Source organism: Yoonia sp., from assembly GCF_036007805.1.
Lineage (GTDB): Bacteria > Pseudomonadota > Alphaproteobacteria > Rhodobacterales > Rhodobacteraceae > Yoonia.
In genome coordinates this window covers 19,182-35,945 of sequence record NZ_DASYOK010000160.1, presented here as the reverse complement: position 1 = coordinate 35,945, position 16,764 = coordinate 19,182, and the positions used below count along the sequence as shown (strand labels likewise).

Annotated in this window: 17 protein-coding genes; 4 read left to right on the top strand and 13 right to left on the bottom strand. The window is 58.7% G+C overall.

Going from position 1 to position 16,764, the window contains the following annotated elements; all coding sequences use genetic code 11:
• Window positions 1-64: 64 nt before the first annotated feature.
• The 5 genes from VGP75_RS09505 to VGP75_RS09485 are packed head-to-tail and all read right to left on the bottom strand — an operon-like array spanning window position 65 to window position 6,450.
• Window positions 65-1,546 (bottom strand): AMP nucleosidase, encoded by a 1,482-nt coding sequence (locus tag VGP75_RS09505; protein ID WP_327543431.1) that lies wholly within the window; start codon window positions 1,544-1,546, stop codon window positions 65-67.
• On the bottom strand, window positions 1,543-3,342 hold the full coding sequence (gene ade, locus VGP75_RS09500) for an adenine deaminase (protein ID WP_327543430.1): 1,800 nt from the start codon (window positions 3,340-3,342) through the stop codon (window positions 1,543-1,545). The genes VGP75_RS09505 and ade overlap by 4 nt, the downstream gene beginning before the upstream one ends.
• A gap of 40 nt (window positions 3,343-3,382) precedes the next feature.
• Complete coding sequence (gene tspO, locus VGP75_RS09495; protein ID WP_327543429.1) at window positions 3,383-3,862, bottom strand: tryptophan-rich sensory protein TspO; 480 nt, start codon at window positions 3,860-3,862, stop codon at window positions 3,383-3,385.
• A gap of 30 nt (window positions 3,863-3,892) precedes the next feature.
• Window positions 3,893-4,915, bottom strand: coding sequence for a 15-cis-phytoene synthase (crtB, locus tag VGP75_RS09490; protein WP_327543428.1), 1,023 nt, complete (start codon window positions 4,913-4,915; stop codon window positions 3,893-3,895).
• Window positions 4,912-6,450, bottom strand: a complete 1,539-nt coding sequence (locus VGP75_RS09485) for a phytoene desaturase (RefSeq protein WP_327543427.1) — start codon at window positions 6,448-6,450, stop codon at window positions 4,912-4,914. The genes crtB and VGP75_RS09485 overlap by 4 nt, the downstream gene beginning before the upstream one ends.
• Before the next feature lie 107 nt (window positions 6,451-6,557).
• Here VGP75_RS09485 and crtA point away from each other — a divergent pair, with 107 nt between their 5' ends.
• From crtA to bchO, 4 genes are read left to right on the top strand one after another with little or no spacing between them, the layout of a single operon-like run.
• Window positions 6,558-7,259, top strand: a complete 702-nt coding sequence (crtA, locus tag VGP75_RS09480) for a spheroidene monooxygenase (RefSeq protein ID WP_327543426.1) — start codon at window positions 6,558-6,560, stop codon at window positions 7,257-7,259.
• Window positions 7,256-8,260 (top strand): magnesium chelatase ATPase subunit I, encoded by a 1,005-nt coding sequence (bchI, locus tag VGP75_RS09475; RefSeq protein WP_110549960.1) that lies wholly within the window; start codon window positions 7,256-7,258, stop codon window positions 8,258-8,260. Before crtA ends, bchI begins: the two co-directional genes overlap by 4 nt.
• Window positions 8,253-9,884, top strand: a complete 1,632-nt coding sequence (locus tag VGP75_RS09470; RefSeq protein ID WP_327543425.1) for a magnesium chelatase subunit D — start codon at window positions 8,253-8,255, stop codon at window positions 9,882-9,884. The genes bchI and VGP75_RS09470 overlap by 8 nt, the downstream gene beginning before the upstream one ends.
• Window positions 9,884-10,729 (top strand): alpha/beta fold hydrolase BchO, encoded by an 846-nt coding sequence (gene bchO / locus VGP75_RS09465; RefSeq protein ID WP_327543424.1) that lies wholly within the window; start codon window positions 9,884-9,886, stop codon window positions 10,727-10,729. The genes VGP75_RS09470 and bchO overlap by 1 nt, the downstream gene beginning before the upstream one ends.
• 63 nt (window positions 10,730-10,792) lie before the next feature.
• Here the strand turns inward: bchO and VGP75_RS09460 are convergent, their stop codons facing one another.
• The 8 genes from VGP75_RS09460 to puhA form a co-directional block, all read right to left on the bottom strand.
• The gene (locus VGP75_RS09460; protein ID WP_327543423.1) at window positions 10,793-11,239 is read right to left on the bottom strand and encodes a c-type cytochrome; all 447 of its coding nucleotides are present in this window, start codon (window positions 11,237-11,239) and stop codon (window positions 10,793-10,795) included.
• Between the two features lie 112 nt (window positions 11,240-11,351).
• Window positions 11,352-12,566, bottom strand: a complete 1,215-nt coding sequence (gene hemA, locus VGP75_RS09455) for a 5-aminolevulinate synthase (RefSeq protein WP_327543422.1) — start codon at window positions 12,564-12,566, stop codon at window positions 11,352-11,354.
• A 5-nt stretch (window positions 12,567-12,571) separates the two neighbouring features.
• A complete protein-coding gene (gene puhE / locus VGP75_RS09450) occupies window positions 12,572-13,357 on the bottom strand; it encodes a putative photosynthetic complex assembly protein PuhE (RefSeq protein ID WP_327543421.1) in 786 nt (261 codons plus the stop codon).
• Entirely contained in the window at window positions 13,357-14,475 is a 1,119-nt protein-coding gene (gene acsF, locus VGP75_RS09445; protein WP_327543420.1) for a magnesium-protoporphyrin IX monomethyl ester (oxidative) cyclase, read from the bottom strand. The genes puhE and acsF overlap by 1 nt, the downstream gene beginning before the upstream one ends.
• On the bottom strand, window positions 14,472-14,768 hold the full coding sequence (locus VGP75_RS09440; RefSeq protein ID WP_110277794.1) for an O2-dependent cyclase accessory protein: 297 nt from the start codon (window positions 14,766-14,768) through the stop codon (window positions 14,472-14,474). The genes acsF and VGP75_RS09440 overlap by 4 nt, the downstream gene beginning before the upstream one ends.
• A gap of 48 nt (window positions 14,769-14,816) precedes the next feature.
• Window positions 14,817-15,275, bottom strand: a complete 459-nt coding sequence (gene puhC / locus VGP75_RS09435) for a photosynthetic complex assembly protein PuhC (RefSeq protein ID WP_327543419.1) — start codon at window positions 15,273-15,275, stop codon at window positions 14,817-14,819.
• Window positions 15,276-15,280: 5 nt separating this feature from the next.
• Entirely contained in the window at window positions 15,281-15,919 is a 639-nt protein-coding gene (gene puhB / locus VGP75_RS09430) for a photosynthetic complex putative assembly protein PuhB (RefSeq protein WP_327543418.1), read from the bottom strand.
• Between the two features lie 73 nt (window positions 15,920-15,992).
• Window positions 15,993-16,751: a photosynthetic reaction center subunit H gene (puhA, locus tag VGP75_RS09425; protein ID WP_327543417.1), complete on the bottom strand. Its 759-nt coding sequence runs from the start codon at window positions 16,749-16,751 to the stop codon at window positions 15,993-15,995.
• Between the last annotated feature and the right edge of the window lie 13 nt (window positions 16,752-16,764).

The window sequence follows — 16,764 nt, the reverse complement described above, 5'->3', positions numbered from 1 at the left end:
ACACCACAATGATTAGTATCCCATTACAAGTGAAAAAGAGCAGGTTTCCGCACTTTTTGGCTGTTTAGAGGAAAGCTGTCTCTTCAAAACTGCGCAATTTGCGGCTGTGGATGCGCTCAAGCGGCATTTCGCGCAACCGTTCCATCGCACGAATACCGATCATCAGATGGGCTGCAACTTGGGTTTTATAGAACTCCGACGCCATGCCGGGCAGTTTCAACTCACCATGCAGCGGTTTGTCACTGACACAAAGCAGCGTGCCGTAGGGGACGCGAAACCGGAACCCGTTGGCGGCAATCGTTGCACTTTCCATATCCAGCGCAATCGCACGTGATTGGGAAAGCCGTTGCACGGGGCCAGCCTGTTCGCGCAATTCCCAGTTCCGGTTGTCGATGGTGGCCACAGTGCCGGTGCGCATGATCCGCTTCAACTCATACCCTTCAAGCTTGGTCACATCCGCCACAGCCGTTTCCAGCGCAATCTGGATTTCCGCCAAGGCAGGGATCGGGACCCAGACTGGCAGATCATCATCAAGCACGTGATCTTCGCGCAGGTACGCATGGGCCAGTACAAAATCACCCAAGCGCTGGGAATTCCGCAAACCCGCACAATGCCCGACCATCAGCCATGCATGGGGGCGCAATACGGCGATATGATCGGTCGCGGTTTTCGCGTTCGACGGACCAACACCGATATTGACCAATGTGATCCCCGCACCGTTATTGCGCTTGAGGTGATAGGTCGGCATTTGCGGCAATTTCGCGGGCATAGGAACAGGCGCATCGGCATCGAATATCTCGACATTCCCGGTGCTCACAAAGCTGGTGTAACCGCTGTCGGGATCAGCCAGCATCTGGCGCGCAAAGGATTCAAACTCCTCAACGTAGAACTGGTAGTTCGTAAAGAGCACGTGGTTCTGGAAATGCTCGGGTGCAGTCGCGGTGTAATGCGCCAGACGCGCCAGTGAGTAATCAACGCGCTGCGCCGTGAATGGCGCCAAAGGGTGCGCCCCGTCAGGGTACTGAAAACCCGAGCCGTTCACGATGCTATCATGCGTGGTGCTCAGGTCCGGTACATCAAACGCATCGCGCAGATTGAATTCCATCGACCCGTCATGGGGCACCGTCAGTCCCGGATCGTTTGCCGCAGCGAAATGCACCGGCATTTCAGTGCCGGATGCGCCGATAATCACAGGCACACCGTGACTGGCCAGCAAAAGCCCGATTTGTTGTTCCAGATATGATGCAAAGAGGTCAGGGCGGGTGACCGTCGTGGCGTAAACCCCCGGTTCGGCCACGTGCCCGAAGGACAGGCGCGAATCCATCTTGGCGTGGGTTGTCGTCGTCAGGCGGATTTCAGGGTAGTAAGCCCGCACCCGCGTGTCAGGCTGGCCATGCAACAAAGCGGTTGCGAAATTCTCGGACAGGAATTTCACCGCCGTGTCATAAAGCTCTTGCAGCCTGACAACGGCAAGTTTCGGATCGGTAAATGCCTCGGGCGCGGGGACTTCAGGTGTCCGGATTGACACCTCTTGTGCAACGTTCATGCGTTTTCCTCAAATATATCTGTAATTTCAAACTTATCGACATCCACCAGACCCAGATCAGAGATCCGTAACGACGGAATGACAACAAGCGCCAGCAGCGAATGCTGCATATAGGCGTTGTTCAATGTGCATCCACAAGCGGCCATCGCAGCGACCATCCGGTCGGCCTTGGCGGCAACTTCGGCAGCGGGGCTGTCAGACATCAGGCCTGCGATCGGCAGTTCCACCAGCGCCAACTCCTCACCATCTTTCCAGACGGTTACACCGCCGCCGACTGCGCCCAGCCGGTTTGCCGCAGCGGCCATCATCGCGCGGTCCGTGCCCACAACAATCATATGGTGACTGTCATGTGCCACGGTCGAGGCCATGGCCATTTTGCCCGTGTACCCGAACCCTGACACAAAGCCGTTCACGACCTTTCCGGTGCCTTGGTGCCGTTCGACCAAGGCGATCTGATAGGTGTCGCCTTCACCCTCAACCAACCCGTCAACAACGGGCAGTTCAGCGGTCAATGCTTGTGTCGGTGCCTGGTTTTCCACCACGCCGATGACCTTGGCTTTGACCTTGTTCTTGCCCTCAGGCGCATGGATGGCAAAGTCTGCATCCTCAAGCACTTTGCCCATATGCACGGTCTTGCGTGCATCTTCCGGCCAAGCGTAATGCGGACAGGTCACGGTAATCTTGCCGTCTTTGGCAACGGTCTGGCCCCGCGCGATCACCTCTTCAATCGGCAATGTCACCAGATCAGAGGTCAGGATCATGTCAGCCCGCCGTCCGGGGGCGATCGAGCCAAGCTCGCGTTCCAGCCCGAAGTGAGTGGCTGTGTTGATCGTCGCCATTTGCAGCGCAATCACCGGATCGCATCCACAGGCAATGGCATGGCACACCACACGGTTCATATGGCCGTCATTCACCAGCGTGCCAGAGTGGCAATCGTCCGTGCAGAGAATAAAGTTCCGCGGATCAAGGCCCTTTTCGGTGACGGCGGTAATCTGGCTTTCCACATCATACCACGCCGACCCCAGCCGCATCATCGACCGCATCCCGTTACGCGCGCGGGCGATTGCGTCAGCCTCGGCCGTGCCTTCGTGATCATCGGCGGCACCACCTGCAACATAGGCGGAAAACGCCACCCCCTTGTCAGGGCTGGCGTAATGCCCGCCGACAGTCTTGCCCGCATTCATTGTCGCCGCCATTTCCGCCAGCATCTGGCTGTCACCATTGATCACACCGGGGAAATTCATCATCTCGCCCAAGCCAATGATACCGGGCCAAGCCATGGCCTCGGCCACATCAGCGGCGGAAATCTCAAAACCAGTTGTTTCCAGCCCCGGTGCCGAAGGCGCGCACGACGGCATCTGGGTGTAGATATTTACGGGCTGCATCAGCGCCTCGTCGTGCATCATGCGCACACCGCGCAGGCCCAGCACATTGGCGATCTCATGGGGATCGGTGAACATGGTCGTCGTGCCGTGGGGGATGACAGCCGCAGCAAATTCGGCCGGCGTCAGCATCCCGCTTTCGATATGCATATGTCCGTCACAGAGGCCGGGAATCAGATAACGGCCTTCCGCCTCGATCACGCGGGTGTCAGGACCAATGCAATGCGACGCATCGGGGCCGACATAGGCAAAGCGCCCCTCAGCCACAGCAACCTGCCAGCCATCAAGAATTTCGCGGGTTTGGACATTGACCAGCTTGCCACCGCGAATGACCAGATCGGCCTTATCGCGGCCTGCTGCGACGGCCACCAGACGGGGGGCAACCTCGGCCCATGATTTGAAATGCGTTTCCATCCCCAATGGTTTCACCGATTTCGGGGACGTTCAAGAGGGATCAGAGGTTCTGAAGCGGAAGCGGTTTTTGATCTGGGTTCAGGCGGACCATCGCGATATTCAGCGCTGCCGCCACAGTGACCCACGCCAGATACGGCACAAAGGCCAGCCCCGCCCAGAAATCAAGCTGCATATGGGTAATCGTGGCCCCCAGAACAGCGATCCAGAGACAGACCATAATCGGGAGAGAGCCCTTCAGGTTCCGCGCCCCGAAAAACACCGGTGTCCAAAGCGCGTTGAACGCGATCTGTATCGCCCAGAATGCCATCGCATAGGCATTGCCATCCAGCACCGCCACCCGCGCGCCAGCAAAAGCGATCAACAAATAGATCGAGGTCCACATCACCGGAAAGGCCCAGTTGGGCGGTGTCCATGACGGTTTGTTCAGGCTTTTGTACCACTCACCGGTTGGGAACAGTGCGCCGGTCGCGCCTGCGCCGAAGGTCGCCGCCAAAAAGAGGCAAAAAAGCAGAATGTCCATTACGGGGCCCTTTCAAGGTACCCGACACACTTAGGCCATCGGACGGTCAGTTCCAATGCCTGCTTCGCGCGCTTTCAGCTCGGCCAAAATATCGAGCACCGATGATGCCCGCTTTTGATCGGGCTTGGCGCGGCTGGCGGCATCAACCAGAAACGCCACTTCCGGCAGGGGTTTCGCATAGATCACTGCCGATTTCGGCATGATCAGCGAAATGCTCGTCCGCGCACCGGCTTGCATCAGCCACCCCAGCTTTTGCGCGCCCGAGGTTCTTGCGCGCATCGAGATACTGTCAAAACCCTGCCTGCGCAGTTGCCTGCCAATGCCTGCGTAAATCAGTCGCGCCGCCCAGATACCGGTACGTGCCTGCAAAGGCAGCACATCAATCCCCGCTTCGGACCGCAGATAAAGCCTGTCGGCCTCGGCTAGAAGACGTTTGACCATACGCCGCACGTCATTTGTAGGCAGGGTTTCGCGGGTAAAGTTCACAGGATCAATGCCCGCCTTGGCCAGCCAGTCAAGCGGCAGATAAATCCGCCCCATCCGCGCGTCTTCGCCGACATCGCGGGCAATATTCGTCAGCTGCATCGCAACGCCCAGATCACAGGCCCGCGCCAGCGCATCGGGATCGCGCACGCGCATCAGCACGCACATCATGGCACCCACGGCGCTGGCCACGCGGGCCGAATAATCGCGCACACCGCTTAGGGTGTCATAGCGCCGTTCGGCTGCGTCCCATGCGAGACCCTCCAACAGGGCCTCGGGCAGAGCACGCGGCATCTCGAAATCTTCGATAATCGCGGCAAAGGCGCGGTCCTCGGGCGCATTGTGGGGTTTGCCGGCATAGGCCGCATCCAGACGGTCCTGAAGGCGGAACACGGCACCCGCCTGATAGTCGCCCTCGTCCACCTCATCATCGGCCAGACGGCAAAAGGCATAAAGTGCCAGCGCAGGGTCACGCACCTTTGCCGGTAAAAGCTTGCTCGCGGCATGAAACGACAGTGATCCGTGCCGGATTGCCTCGCGGCAATGTTCAAGATCATCTGGGCGGATCATTCGGCAGCAACCTTGAGTTCGGGCACAACCGGCGCATCAGGCACCAGTTTCGCCAGCACCTCGGCGCTGGAAATCACGCCGGGCACACCAGCACCCGGATGGGTCCCTGCACCGACAAGGAACAGGCCCTTGGCCTCTTCGCTGATGTTATGGGGGCGGAACCACGCGGACTGTAAAATGCGCGGCTCAATGGAAAAACCCGACCCGTTGGGCGACAGATAGCGGTCGCGGAAATCCTCGGGCGTGAGCACCATTTCGGTGGTGATGTGATCTGCAAATCCGGGGATTGCTTTTTCCACCTCGGCCATGACCTTTGCTTTGTAAATCTCGGCCTCTTTGGCCCAATCAACAGGATCATCAAAGCCCAGATGCGGCACGGGCGAGAGGACATAAAACGTGTCATCCCCCACAGGGGCGACGCTGGGGTCGGTCTTGGACGGGCGGTGGATATACAGGCTCATATCGTCGGCGAGTTTGCCCTTGATAAAGATATCCTTCAGCAGCCCCTCATAACGCGGAGCGTTAGTGATGGTGTGATGGCCCACATCGGGCCACATCTTTGCCGTGCCTTTGGTGCCGAAATACCAAACAAAAAGCCCCATAGACCAGCGCCGCGATTTCAGTTTCTGATCAGTCCAGCGTTTGCGCGGCGCGTTGCGCATCAGGCGCTGATAGGTGTGGCCTGCATCGGCGTTGCTGATTACCAGATCGGCTGCGATTTCCTGACCGTCTGACAAACGCACACCTTTGGCGGCACCGTCTTTGATCAGGATTTCATCCACTTCGGCCCCTTGGCGGACTTGCCCGCCTTGCGACCGGATCACGCCGACCATGGCCTGCGCAATCGCCTGCACGCCGCCCATGGCGTAATGCACGCCGAATTCCTTTTCGAGATAGGCCACCAGCGCATACATCGACGTCACATGACGCGGATCACCCCCGATAAACAGCGGATGAAACGACAAGGCCATGCGTAAACGCGGGTCTTTCACGCGCGCTTTGGCCAGTCCAAGGATCGACCGGTCTGCGCGCAGTACCGCAAAGAGCGGCAACACTTTGATGGTTTCCCAAAGCCTGTGCATCGGCTTGGCGACCATCCCCTCAAAGCCCACTTTGTAGCAAGCCTCGCTATCCTTCAAGAACCGCTTGTAGCCTTTTACGTCACGTGGGCTGAGCCGTGCGACCTCGGCCAGCATCGCGTCAGTGTCCTGACGGGCAGTAAAGGTCGAACCATCCTGCCAGCGCACCTCGTAAAACGGGTCCATCGGTCGCAGGTCCACATCCTTGTGAAAATCACGCCCACAGGCGGCCCAAAGCGCCTCATACACCTGCGGTACGGTAATAATCGTCGGTCCAAGGTCGAATCGGTGCCCGTCTTGCGTAACAGACGACCCCCGCCCGCCGGGCTTATCCAGCCGGTCCAGCACGGTCACTGCATAACCTTTGGCCCCAAGGCGCATAGCCGCTGCAAGGCCACCAAGGCCCGCGCCGATCACAATTGCTGCGTTTGAATCGCTCTGTTGGTCTATCATCATGGCTCAACTCTAGTAGTGTAAACGCAAGTTGACAATTATTATGTCAACATCTTCCCAAAACGGACCACATATGTCAGGATTAGTTGACACGATCAGAGGTCTTCACCGTGACGCAAACCGTTAGCCTGTCCTTCTTCCGCTTCAGTGGGCCCGTTGCCCGCGCTTGGGCGTTGACAATGATGGGCGGTGCAAGACTTCCTCTGGCACGCACACCTGACATCGGTTTCTGGAAGCTTTGCGGATCAGGCACCGGCGAGGGGTTTACCCCCGTCCCCAATACCGCTGTTTATGCAATACTCGCCACTTGGCCCGATGCGGAAACTGCGCGGGCACGCACGCAGTCAGGGATTTTCGCGACTTACCAGAAACGTGCCGCCGAGGATTGGACCGTCTTCCTGCAAACGCAGACATCGCGCGGCGCATGGGCGGGGCAATCACCTTTTGAACCGACGATGGCACAAACCACTGGCCCGCTTGCCGCACTCACGCGCGCAACCATCAAACCCAGTATCCTGACCAGATTTTGGGGCCGCGTGCCGAATATTTCGGAAATGATCGGCAAAGACCCCAACGTCGCCTTCAAGATCGGCATCGGCGAAGTGCCGATGCTGCACCAGGTCACCTTTTCGATCTGGCCTTCGGAAAAAGCGATGGCCGGCTTTGCCCGTACTGGCCCGCACGCCGACGCCATCCGCGCCGTGCGCGAAGAAGGCTGGTTTCGCGAAGAACTCTACGCCCGTTTTGCCGTCCATTCGGATCGCGGCACATGGAACGGTACCTCTCCTTTAGCCAAACTCGAGGCCGCATAATGCAACCATTCCCCTTTTCCGCCATCGTCGGCCAGGACGAGATGAAACAGGCGATGATCCTGACCGCGATTGATGCAAGCATTGGCGGGGTGCTGGTCTTTGGTGATCGTGGCACAGGTAAATCTACCGCCGTGCGTGCCTTGGCCGCCCTGCTGCCGCCGATCAAGGCGATCAAGGGCTGTCCGATCAATGCAGCCACGGCCAAGGACGTGCCCGACTGGGCCGGCCTGAAAACAAAGCGCGCCCATGAAATGCCAACGCCGGTGGTGGACCTGCCGCTTGGCGCGACAGAAGACCGCGTGACCGGTGCGCTTGATATCGAAAAGGCCCTGACCAAAGGCGAAAAAGCCTTTCAACCCGGCCTGCTGGCCCGCGCCAACCGAGGCTATCTCTATATTGATGAGGTGAACCTGCTTGAGGATCATATCGTCGATCTACTGCTCGACGTCGCTCAATCAGGTGAAAACGTTGTCGAACGCGAGGGCCTGTCAATCCGCCACCCTGCCCGCTTTGTGCTGGTCGGGTCCGGCAACCCCGAAGAGGGCGAATTGCGTCCACAGCTTTTGGACCGGTTCGGATTGTCGGTCGAGGTCGCATCACCCAAAGATGTTGCCACCCGCGTTGATGTCATCAAGCGGCGCGATGCATTCGAGAACGACAATGCCGCATTCATGCTGCGCTGGCAGGCCGAAGACGCGGCGATCCGCGAACGTATCCTGACCGCGCGCAAAGCGCTGGCGAAGCTCAAAACGCCAGAGAAAACGCTGGTCGACGTGGCCGAACTTTGCCTCGCGCTGGGCTCTGACGGTCTGCGCGGCGAGTTGACCCTGCTCAAGGCCGCCCGCGCTTATGCGGCGTGGCGCGATGACACCGCATTGACCCGCGCGCATGTGAAGGCTGTCGCGCCCATGGCCCTGCGCCACCGCCTGCGCCGCGACCCACTGGACGAAGCAGGCAGCGGCACACGCGTCGCCCGCACCGTGGAAGAAGTCCTTGGCTAAGGAAAGCTGGCATCACGCAACGCGCGCGTTGCAACTGCTCGCGCTTGATCCAGGCCTTGGAGGGATCTGTATCCGTGCGCGCTCTGGCCCCGTTCGTGCGCGCCTGATGGAAATGATTTCCCCTGACGCCCGCCGCCTGCATCCCGCCATATCTGATGAGGCGCTCTTTGGCGGGTTGGACCTGTCTGCGACTTTGGCCAGTGGCCAGATGATCCGCGAAAAAGGGCTGCTTGAAACGCCGTGCATCTTGGTGCTTGCAATGGCTGAACGCGCCACAACAGGGCTGGCGGCGCGGCTCGCAGTGGCGCTGGATCGCAACACCGATCACACCCTTATTGCACTGGATGAAGGCGCAGAACCTGACGAATGCCTGAACCCCAAACTGGCCGAGCGGCTGGCTTTTCATGTCGATCTGTCCGATTGCGCCCTGCAAGATATCATCGCCGCATCGCCCGCGACGCCAATCGCGTTGCGTGACGTCAGCATGCCCACCGACTTGCGCGAGCAAGTCACGCGCATCGCCTGCGACCTTGGGATCGACAGCATGCGTGCGCCACTTTTCGCCCTGCGCGCCACCCGTGCCAATGCCGCCCTGATGGGGCGGGCACAGATCACGTCCGAGGATGTTGAAATCGCTTGCGCGTTAACCTTGGCCCATCGTGCCACACGCGTGCCGGAACCTGAAACGCAAGAGGAAGAGCCACCTGCACCGCCGCCCGACCAGAACAACGAAAACCAAGGCCCCGAAGACAGCCTTGATCTGCCGGATGAGCTTTTGCTTGAGGCCGTCCGTGCCATGCTGCCCGATAACCTGCTGGAACAGCTCGCCGCGCAAAAGGCACGCGCAGGGCGGGGCAATGGCACTGGTGCTGCACGCAAAGGCAACCGGCGCGGACGCCCCTTGCCGTCGCGGGCAGGGCATATCAGTGACGGCGCACGGATTGATATTATCGGCACGTTGCGCGCCGCTGCCCCTTGGCAAACGATCCGCCGGAACGCGACGGGCCGCGACGGTCTGCACATCCGCCCCGCCGATATCCGGATCAAACGATTCGAGGAAAAATCAGACCGCCTGTTGATCTTTACGGTTGATGCCTCTGGGTCCTCCGCGCTTACCCGTCTGGCCGAGGCGAAGGGTGCCGTCGAACTGCTGCTGGCCCAAGCCTATGCGCGGCGCGATCACGTCGCACTTGTCGCCTTTCGCGGCACCGAAGCCGAGCTTTTGCTGCCACCCACCCGTTCACTGGTGCAAACCAAACGGCGCCTGGCGGCCTTGCCTGGCGGTGGCGGCACGCCGCTTGCCGCAGGTATGGTCACCGCTTTTGAACAAGCCGTCCAAGCCACCCGCCGCGGCATGACGCCTACAATTGCGATCCTGACCGACGGGCGCGCAAATATCGCGCTTGATGGGCGCGCTGACCGCAAACAGGCAGCAATTGATGCCCAGCAAATCGCCCGCGTTTTGCGCGCAAATGGCGTTGATGCGATTGTGATCGACACCGGCAACAGGCCCGAACCTGCGTTGCGCAATCTTGCCCAAACCCTGAATGCGGCCTATCTGCCGTTGCCGCGTGCAGATGCCCAGCGCCTGTCGAAATCCGTCGCCACTGTGTTGGGCGATTGATGCGCTGGCCCGAGGACGCCCAAGGCTGGCCTCTGACAGCATATTCACGGCAGGTTCTGCACCGTCCGCACCGTTGGCATATTCAGGAACATGGGGTCGGGCCAACGATTTTACTGATCCATGGCGCAGGGGGGGCGACGCAGAGTTTCCGTGGCCTGTTTCCCATCCTTGCGCGCACACACCATGTCGTGGCGGTTGATTTGCCCGGTCAGGGGTTCACGCAGATGGGCGCGCAACAGCGCTGCGGGCTAGATCAGATGGCCACAGACCTGCTGGCACTGGTACGCAATCAGGGCTGGGCGCCTGATATCGTTGTTGGCCATTCCGCTGGTGCGGCCATTGCGCTGCGTATGTGGGAACTGGGATTGCAGCCCGCCACTGGGATTGTGGGGATCAATGCCGCACTTGGAAACTTCAAAGGGGTTGCTGGCTGGCTTTTTCCCGTAATGGCCAAGGCCTTGGCTGTTTCGCCTTTTGCGGCAAGCCTCTTTAGCAAAACGACGACCCGAAGGAGTGTCCATCAACTGATCGCAGGCACCGGCTCGGCGCTCGATGAGAGGGGTGTTGATCTTTATTATCGGCTGGCCACGGACAAGGGCCACGTCGATGCAACGCTTTCGATGATGGCGCAATGGTCCTTGGATGGGCTGATGGCAAGGCTCGGCAAGATTGACGTGCCGGTCCATCTTATCGCTGGGCTTGCCGATAAGGCCGTACCGCCCGATGTCAGCCGTGACGCGGTAAAGCGGCTTCCGCAGGGCAGGCTGACCGAAGTTCCCGGACTTGGGCACCTCGCACATGAGGAAGACCCCGCAACAATCGCGAATTTGATTACCGACATGTAAAAGGCTGCCGGGTTTCCCCGACAGCCTTTTTTCATTCAGAAGAACGGTTGCCCGTTGTGACTCTTATTCTTCAGCCGCAAATGTCGCGAGGTAAGCGTAAAGGTCATATGCCTGACCTTCGTCGCGCACCTGATAGGCCATCTTGCCGCGTGCACGACGGTTGTCGAGTGTTTCACGCAGCCAGCCTGTCGGGTCCTGAACGTAGCCGACGAATGCTTCTTCTGTCCAAAGCGATCCAGCTTCGCCCAGTTCGATCAGCCCATCACTGTAGCGGAAGTCTTCATCTGCTCCGATTGCGCGACCAGCAATACCATAAAGGTTTGGGCCTGTACGCGCGTTGCGCCCTGCAAGAACCTCGCCGGATGCGTCTGCAACTACGTGGCAGGCAACGCACTGACGGTTAAATTGCTCTTCGCCAGCTGCAACGTCACCGATCGTCGCGGCGTGGCCGTCAGCAAAGGCGGGTGCGGAAAGAACAGCAAATGCTGCTGCGATAGTAAAACGTTTCATGATCGTATTCCTCTTCGATCTAGTTCTGTGACCGTTCGCCCCAGTCGGCGCTTAATGTAACGCGGGAAACCAAAGGGTCCACCCCTGCATGCAAAAGAATCCGTGATACGCGTTATGCCACCGCATGCGCGAGCGCGCATTGGCGCCACAATACCCGTAAAGCATTGATAAGGTGATCAATATCTGCATCCGTATGCAGCGGTGATGGCGTGAACCGGAGCCGCTCAGTCCCTTTGGGAACTGTCGGATAGTTGATCGGCTGCACATAAACATCCCATTCGCGCATCAGATAATCGGCCAACATGCGCGTCTTGACAGGATCACCGATCATCACCGGCACGATATGGCTGTCGTTTGGCATATGCGGGATCCCCTCACGATCAAGCGCCGCACGCAGACGCGCCACTTGGCGGCGTTGTTGGGCGCGTTCAATCTCGGATTCCTTGAGATACGCGATCGAAGTACGCGCAGCAGCAGCCACCGCAGGCGGCAGCGCTGTGGTAAAGATGAACCCCGACGCAAAGCTACGGATAAAATCGCACAGTGCCGCAGAGCCGGTGATGTAGCCACCGACAACACCGTAGGCTTTGCCCAATGTCCCTTCGATCAGGGTGATCCGGTCGGCAAGCCCTTCGCGTTCGCTGACACCGCCACCGCGCGGACCGTACATGCCAACGGCATGGACCTCATCCAGATAGGTCATCGCGCCGTATTTTTCGGCGACTTCGACGATCTCCTTGATCGGGGCGATATCGCCATCCATGGAATAGACGCTTTCAAAGGCAACAATCTTGGGCACATCGGCTGGCAGACAGCGCAGCTTCATTTCCAGATCATGCACGTCGTTGTGTTTCCAGATCACCTTATTGGCGCGGGAATGGCGGATACCTTCGATCATCGACGCATGGTTGCCCGCATCCGACAGGATCACGCAGTCCTGCAAGCGGCTGCCCAACGTACTCAGCGCGGCCCAGTTCGACACGTAGCCAGAGGTGAAAAGCAGTGCCGCCTCTTTGCCATGCAGATCGGCCAGCTCACGTTCCAGCAAAAGGTGGTCATGGTTCGTGCCCGAGATATTGCGCGTCCCGCCTGCACCGGTGCCGGTACGCTCAACCGCTTCACACATCGCGCTGATGACCTTGGGGTGTTGACCCATGCCCAGATAGTCGTTGGAACACCAGACGGTCACATCACGCACGCCGTCTTCATCGTGGTTGGCCGCACGCGGAAATTTTCCGCATTGGCGTTCAAGTTCGGCAAAGTACCGATAGTTGCCGTCCTGTTTGAGTTGGGACAGCTGTGCATTGAAAAGTGCGTCAAAATCCATCGGTCTTATCTTTCTTCTTTGGACATCGTTTTTTGCGCCGGAAGCATCCAGCGCCAGAGTTTTGCATCAGGCAGTGGAATCACCATCAGCCAGTGTTCAAGCAGAGCGAGGCCTGCCATTGCAGTAAGCAGGGCATAACCTGCGACAGTCACCTCTGATCCGGCGGACCAGAGCCGCTCGGCACAGATGGCCAGCAGCGCGGTCAGAATGGTGATCGCGGCTGGGAACGCGAGTGTCACCGGACCGCGCCGGAAATAGGATTTCAGATGGTTCAGCCTAAGCGGCACGAATTCCGTGTTGATCCGCGGCACACCGTAATAAAGGTTCAGCTTTGCCAGAATACGCGCAATGAACAGCACCAGATAGATTGCGAGTGCGATCCGGTTCGGGGCACCTTCTGATGCGATCACCAGACCCCAAAGGCCAAGTGTCAGCGCCAGTTCGTGGTAAGCCACAGTTGAGAATGCACGAAAGAACCTATCCCGCCCGGCAAGACCGGGGGGGCAATCATCGCGCATGGGACCAGTGATCACACCCGCAAGAAACGCAAGTTCGATCCAGCCCCAGATTGCCAAGGCCCCTGCAAAGCCGATGTAGACTCCAACGACGCTGGCATCATGCAAAGACACCGCCACGGCCCAGATACCGACCGCCAGCAACGGCAAGCCCATAAAAGTGGTCATGCCATGGCGATCCAAACGGTCCGCCCGCCGCACCGCCACCAAAATCGCACCGGTGGCGAACCACCAGGCGAAAATAGCGATCAGCGATGCGATCCAGGGCGATGTCATCAGTATGCCGGCTCCAGTCGTGGGCTGTCAGGGACAGCGTTCTTGTGAACCGGAATTGTCAGCAGGCTGACGAAGGCGTAACCGGCCTTGGCCGATCCGGCCATCCGCTTGACCCAGCCGCCGATCCCGCCTTGCTTGCGGCCTGCAGCGATCTGCACATTGGCATCCTGCATCCGGTTCAGGGTGGGTTCCCAACGGGGGTGGTCGATGTCCAAGGTCATCGGGAAGACCTGTGTCGAGATTTCAGAGGTCTTGCGGAACACCTCTTGGCCGTACCATTTGGGATCAACGCCCAGCGCCTTGTGGAATTCAGGGCGCTGGTGGTCGCGGACCCACATCGTCGAGAAGACAGCCGTCAGGAAGAATTTGATCCACATGCGGTTCGCCCAGCTTTGCGTCAGCTTGGGGTCGGTTTTCAGCAGCAGGGCAAAGGCCTCACCATGGGAGAACTCGTCGTTGCACCATTCACGGAACCATTTGAAAATGGGGTGGAAGCGGTGCTCGGGGTGCGCCTCAAGGTGACGGAAGATCGTGATGTAGCGCGCATAACCGATCTTTTCGGAAAGATAAGTCGCATAGTAGATGAACTTGGGGCGGAAGTACGTGTACTTCTTGGCCTGCGTCAGGAACCCGAGGTTCACGGCAATCCCTGCTTCGCGCAACGCATCATTGATGAAACCGGCATGGCGGGCCTCATCGCGGGCCATGAGTTGGAACAACTCGGTGATATCGGGGTTCGAACCACGGCGCTTCATTTCTTTATACAGGACACAGCCCGAGAATTCGGCCGTGCAGGACGAGATCAGGAAGTCGATGAACTCGGCCTTCAGTTTCGGCTCCATGCCGTCCCAATCCACATGGTCCCAGTCTTCGTTCTTCTTGAAGTGGCCCTTGTTGGGGTCAGCCTTCATCTGGCCAATCAACACGTCCCAATCTTCGCGGACCGAGGACACATCAATCGCATCCATCTCGTCAAAATCGGTGGTGTAGAAACGCGGCGTCAGCAGCGTGTTGGACATCGCCACCTTTGTCGCTTCTTCATTGGTCAGCGGCGGCAAGGCCTCTTGTGCGGCAATCGCCTCTTCGGCGGTGGCGGCTGTGGATGAGTGCATGTTCATGACATCACCTCTTCGCTAAAGGAAAATTCGCAAAGCTCCATGAACTCGAAATCGCCGGTGGCGCGGGTCCAAAGCTGTTCGAGTTTGCTGGCGCGGGTAATGACCGCAGTGCGCTTTTCCTCGATCATCTCGCCAAAGGCGGCCATAATCTCTGGTCCCTGCACCTGCACCGTGTCACCCGGATAGATGACGGCGCCATTATCCAGACGCACATGCGCCGACAGTTCCTCGAACCGGTGCGAGATCGTGACCGTGCAGGGCGCAGTCTCTTTCTCTCTTGTAAATAGTCCCATGTGAGTTCCCTTTCACATTCAACGCAGGGGGCTAACCTGCGTTTGGTTTCAGTCCAGCAGTCTTGCGAAGGCTGCTACGTTATCTTTACCATAACCAATCAACTCGACCCGCAGGTCGGTGGTATCATCAATGATGGCGATATTGCCGTTTTCGCGGCGCACGACGGTGATTGGCGCAGTTTGCGAGGCGTTATTCACATAGCGCGACCGTTCCACGACGCGGCCAATCACACCCAGAAAACCGCCTTTGTGATCAGAAGAAGAGGCGAGCAATTCACCCTCTGGCGTTCTGACTTCGTAAACCCCGCTACGGTTGCCCTCCATCACAATCTCAAGCGACTGGACGACGGGTGCCTCTATCAGCACACCACGGTTCGGCACGTCAAACCATTGCGCATAGGCCACCAAGGCAAGGGCTGCCGCCATCAGACCAAACATGGCCTGCACCAGAAAACGTGGAACCATATCACGGTCGCGGTGGCGCATTTGTTGTTCAAGTTGTGACATATGACTTACTCCGCTGCGACGGCGCTGCCGTCTTGTTTTGACACGCGTTCGATGCGTGGCTCGGAAATCCGGGTCTCGGCCGCTTCGGCAAAGATCCGGGCGACATTCTGCGCGTCAGGGATGCAGCGCAGCGCAGGTTGCGTGCGCGCCATCCGCCAAGGGCGGACGTGCGGCCATGACATCAGATAGGAAATGCGGGTCTCGCCAATCAACTCAAACGCCAATGTGCCGTGGCCCGATGGTTTCAGGTCCAGCTTGGCGGTCCCGATCCATGTGTAGGGCAGGTTCAGCGTCATCGTCAGAGCCGCGCCAATCCGCATCGCTACGCGCTTGTTCGTCAGCGTGTAAACTGTGGAACGCGCCTGCACATAGGCAATCCCGTAAAGGATACCGCAGGCGATCAAACCCGAAATTACAAAGGGTACACCGTGCATAAGTGCAATTCCGAACGGCACGTCCGCTGCTGAAACACCCACCCGCCAAAAGGCAAGCAATGCAAAATAGGCTGCAACCCAGCGCACACCCAGCGCTTCGCGCGCCAAGAGCCGCGGATCAGGGGCACCCTGCCACAAGATATGTTCCCCTTCGGGCAGCTGCTCTGGCAGGCCCCTGATGGGTTCAAAGTTAAAGTCGTCGTGGCTCATGGTAGGTTCCCTTTCGTAGCCAGGGCGGCCCCGGTGGCGAACCGGGAACGCAACGTGTTTTCATCAGACCGGATCAGGAGGCGTACATCGTGCCGCCGGCGTAATACGCCATGATCTTGTCTTCCTCGAGCAGGGTGACCTGCTCCATGCTTTTGGTCGCTGGCACATTGTCCCAGTTGCTTGCGTAAAGGGATTTGACCGTCACACGGTCAGTTCCAATCTTGGCAAGGTTCATGGGGATCAGGCGTGTTTTGCCTGTGCCTTCGGGGTTCAGATCAACCGTCAGAAAGCGGACCAACTGCTCGGGCACGTCGACCCACATGTCGGTGACACGCCCGACAACTTCACCATCTCCACCGACAACAACCTTGCCACGCGGATCACGACCGGCAGAGACCTTGAAGTCCGGCAGCATCGACATCGGCTTGATCTTGATGTGGCCATGCGCGTCCAGTTCCGGCGCATCGCGGCGCGGCGCCCAGGCAGCAGGACCAACACCATCAACCATCGGATCACCGGTTGGAATCCACGGCGAACCTGTCGAAGCAGACGACTGCACCAGGGCAAGATCAGTCCGCATTTTGCTGTCTTCGAATGCGCGCGAAGGCACTGTCAGTTCACCGCGGCCATCGCGCAGTTTGAAGGTCTTTTCCTTTGGCAAAGGAAACAGGCTCTCGTTGGCAGGCACGCCATCGGCGTCGTCGCGCAAAGGATAGCCTTCACGCATGTTTTCAGTTTGCAGGTAATAGACAAGCCCCGCAAAGAAGATCCAGAAGAGCCATATTGCTGCGCTCGCCAGATCGAAGTTTCCAAAAAATTCTACACCAACCATTGGTTTTTCCTTT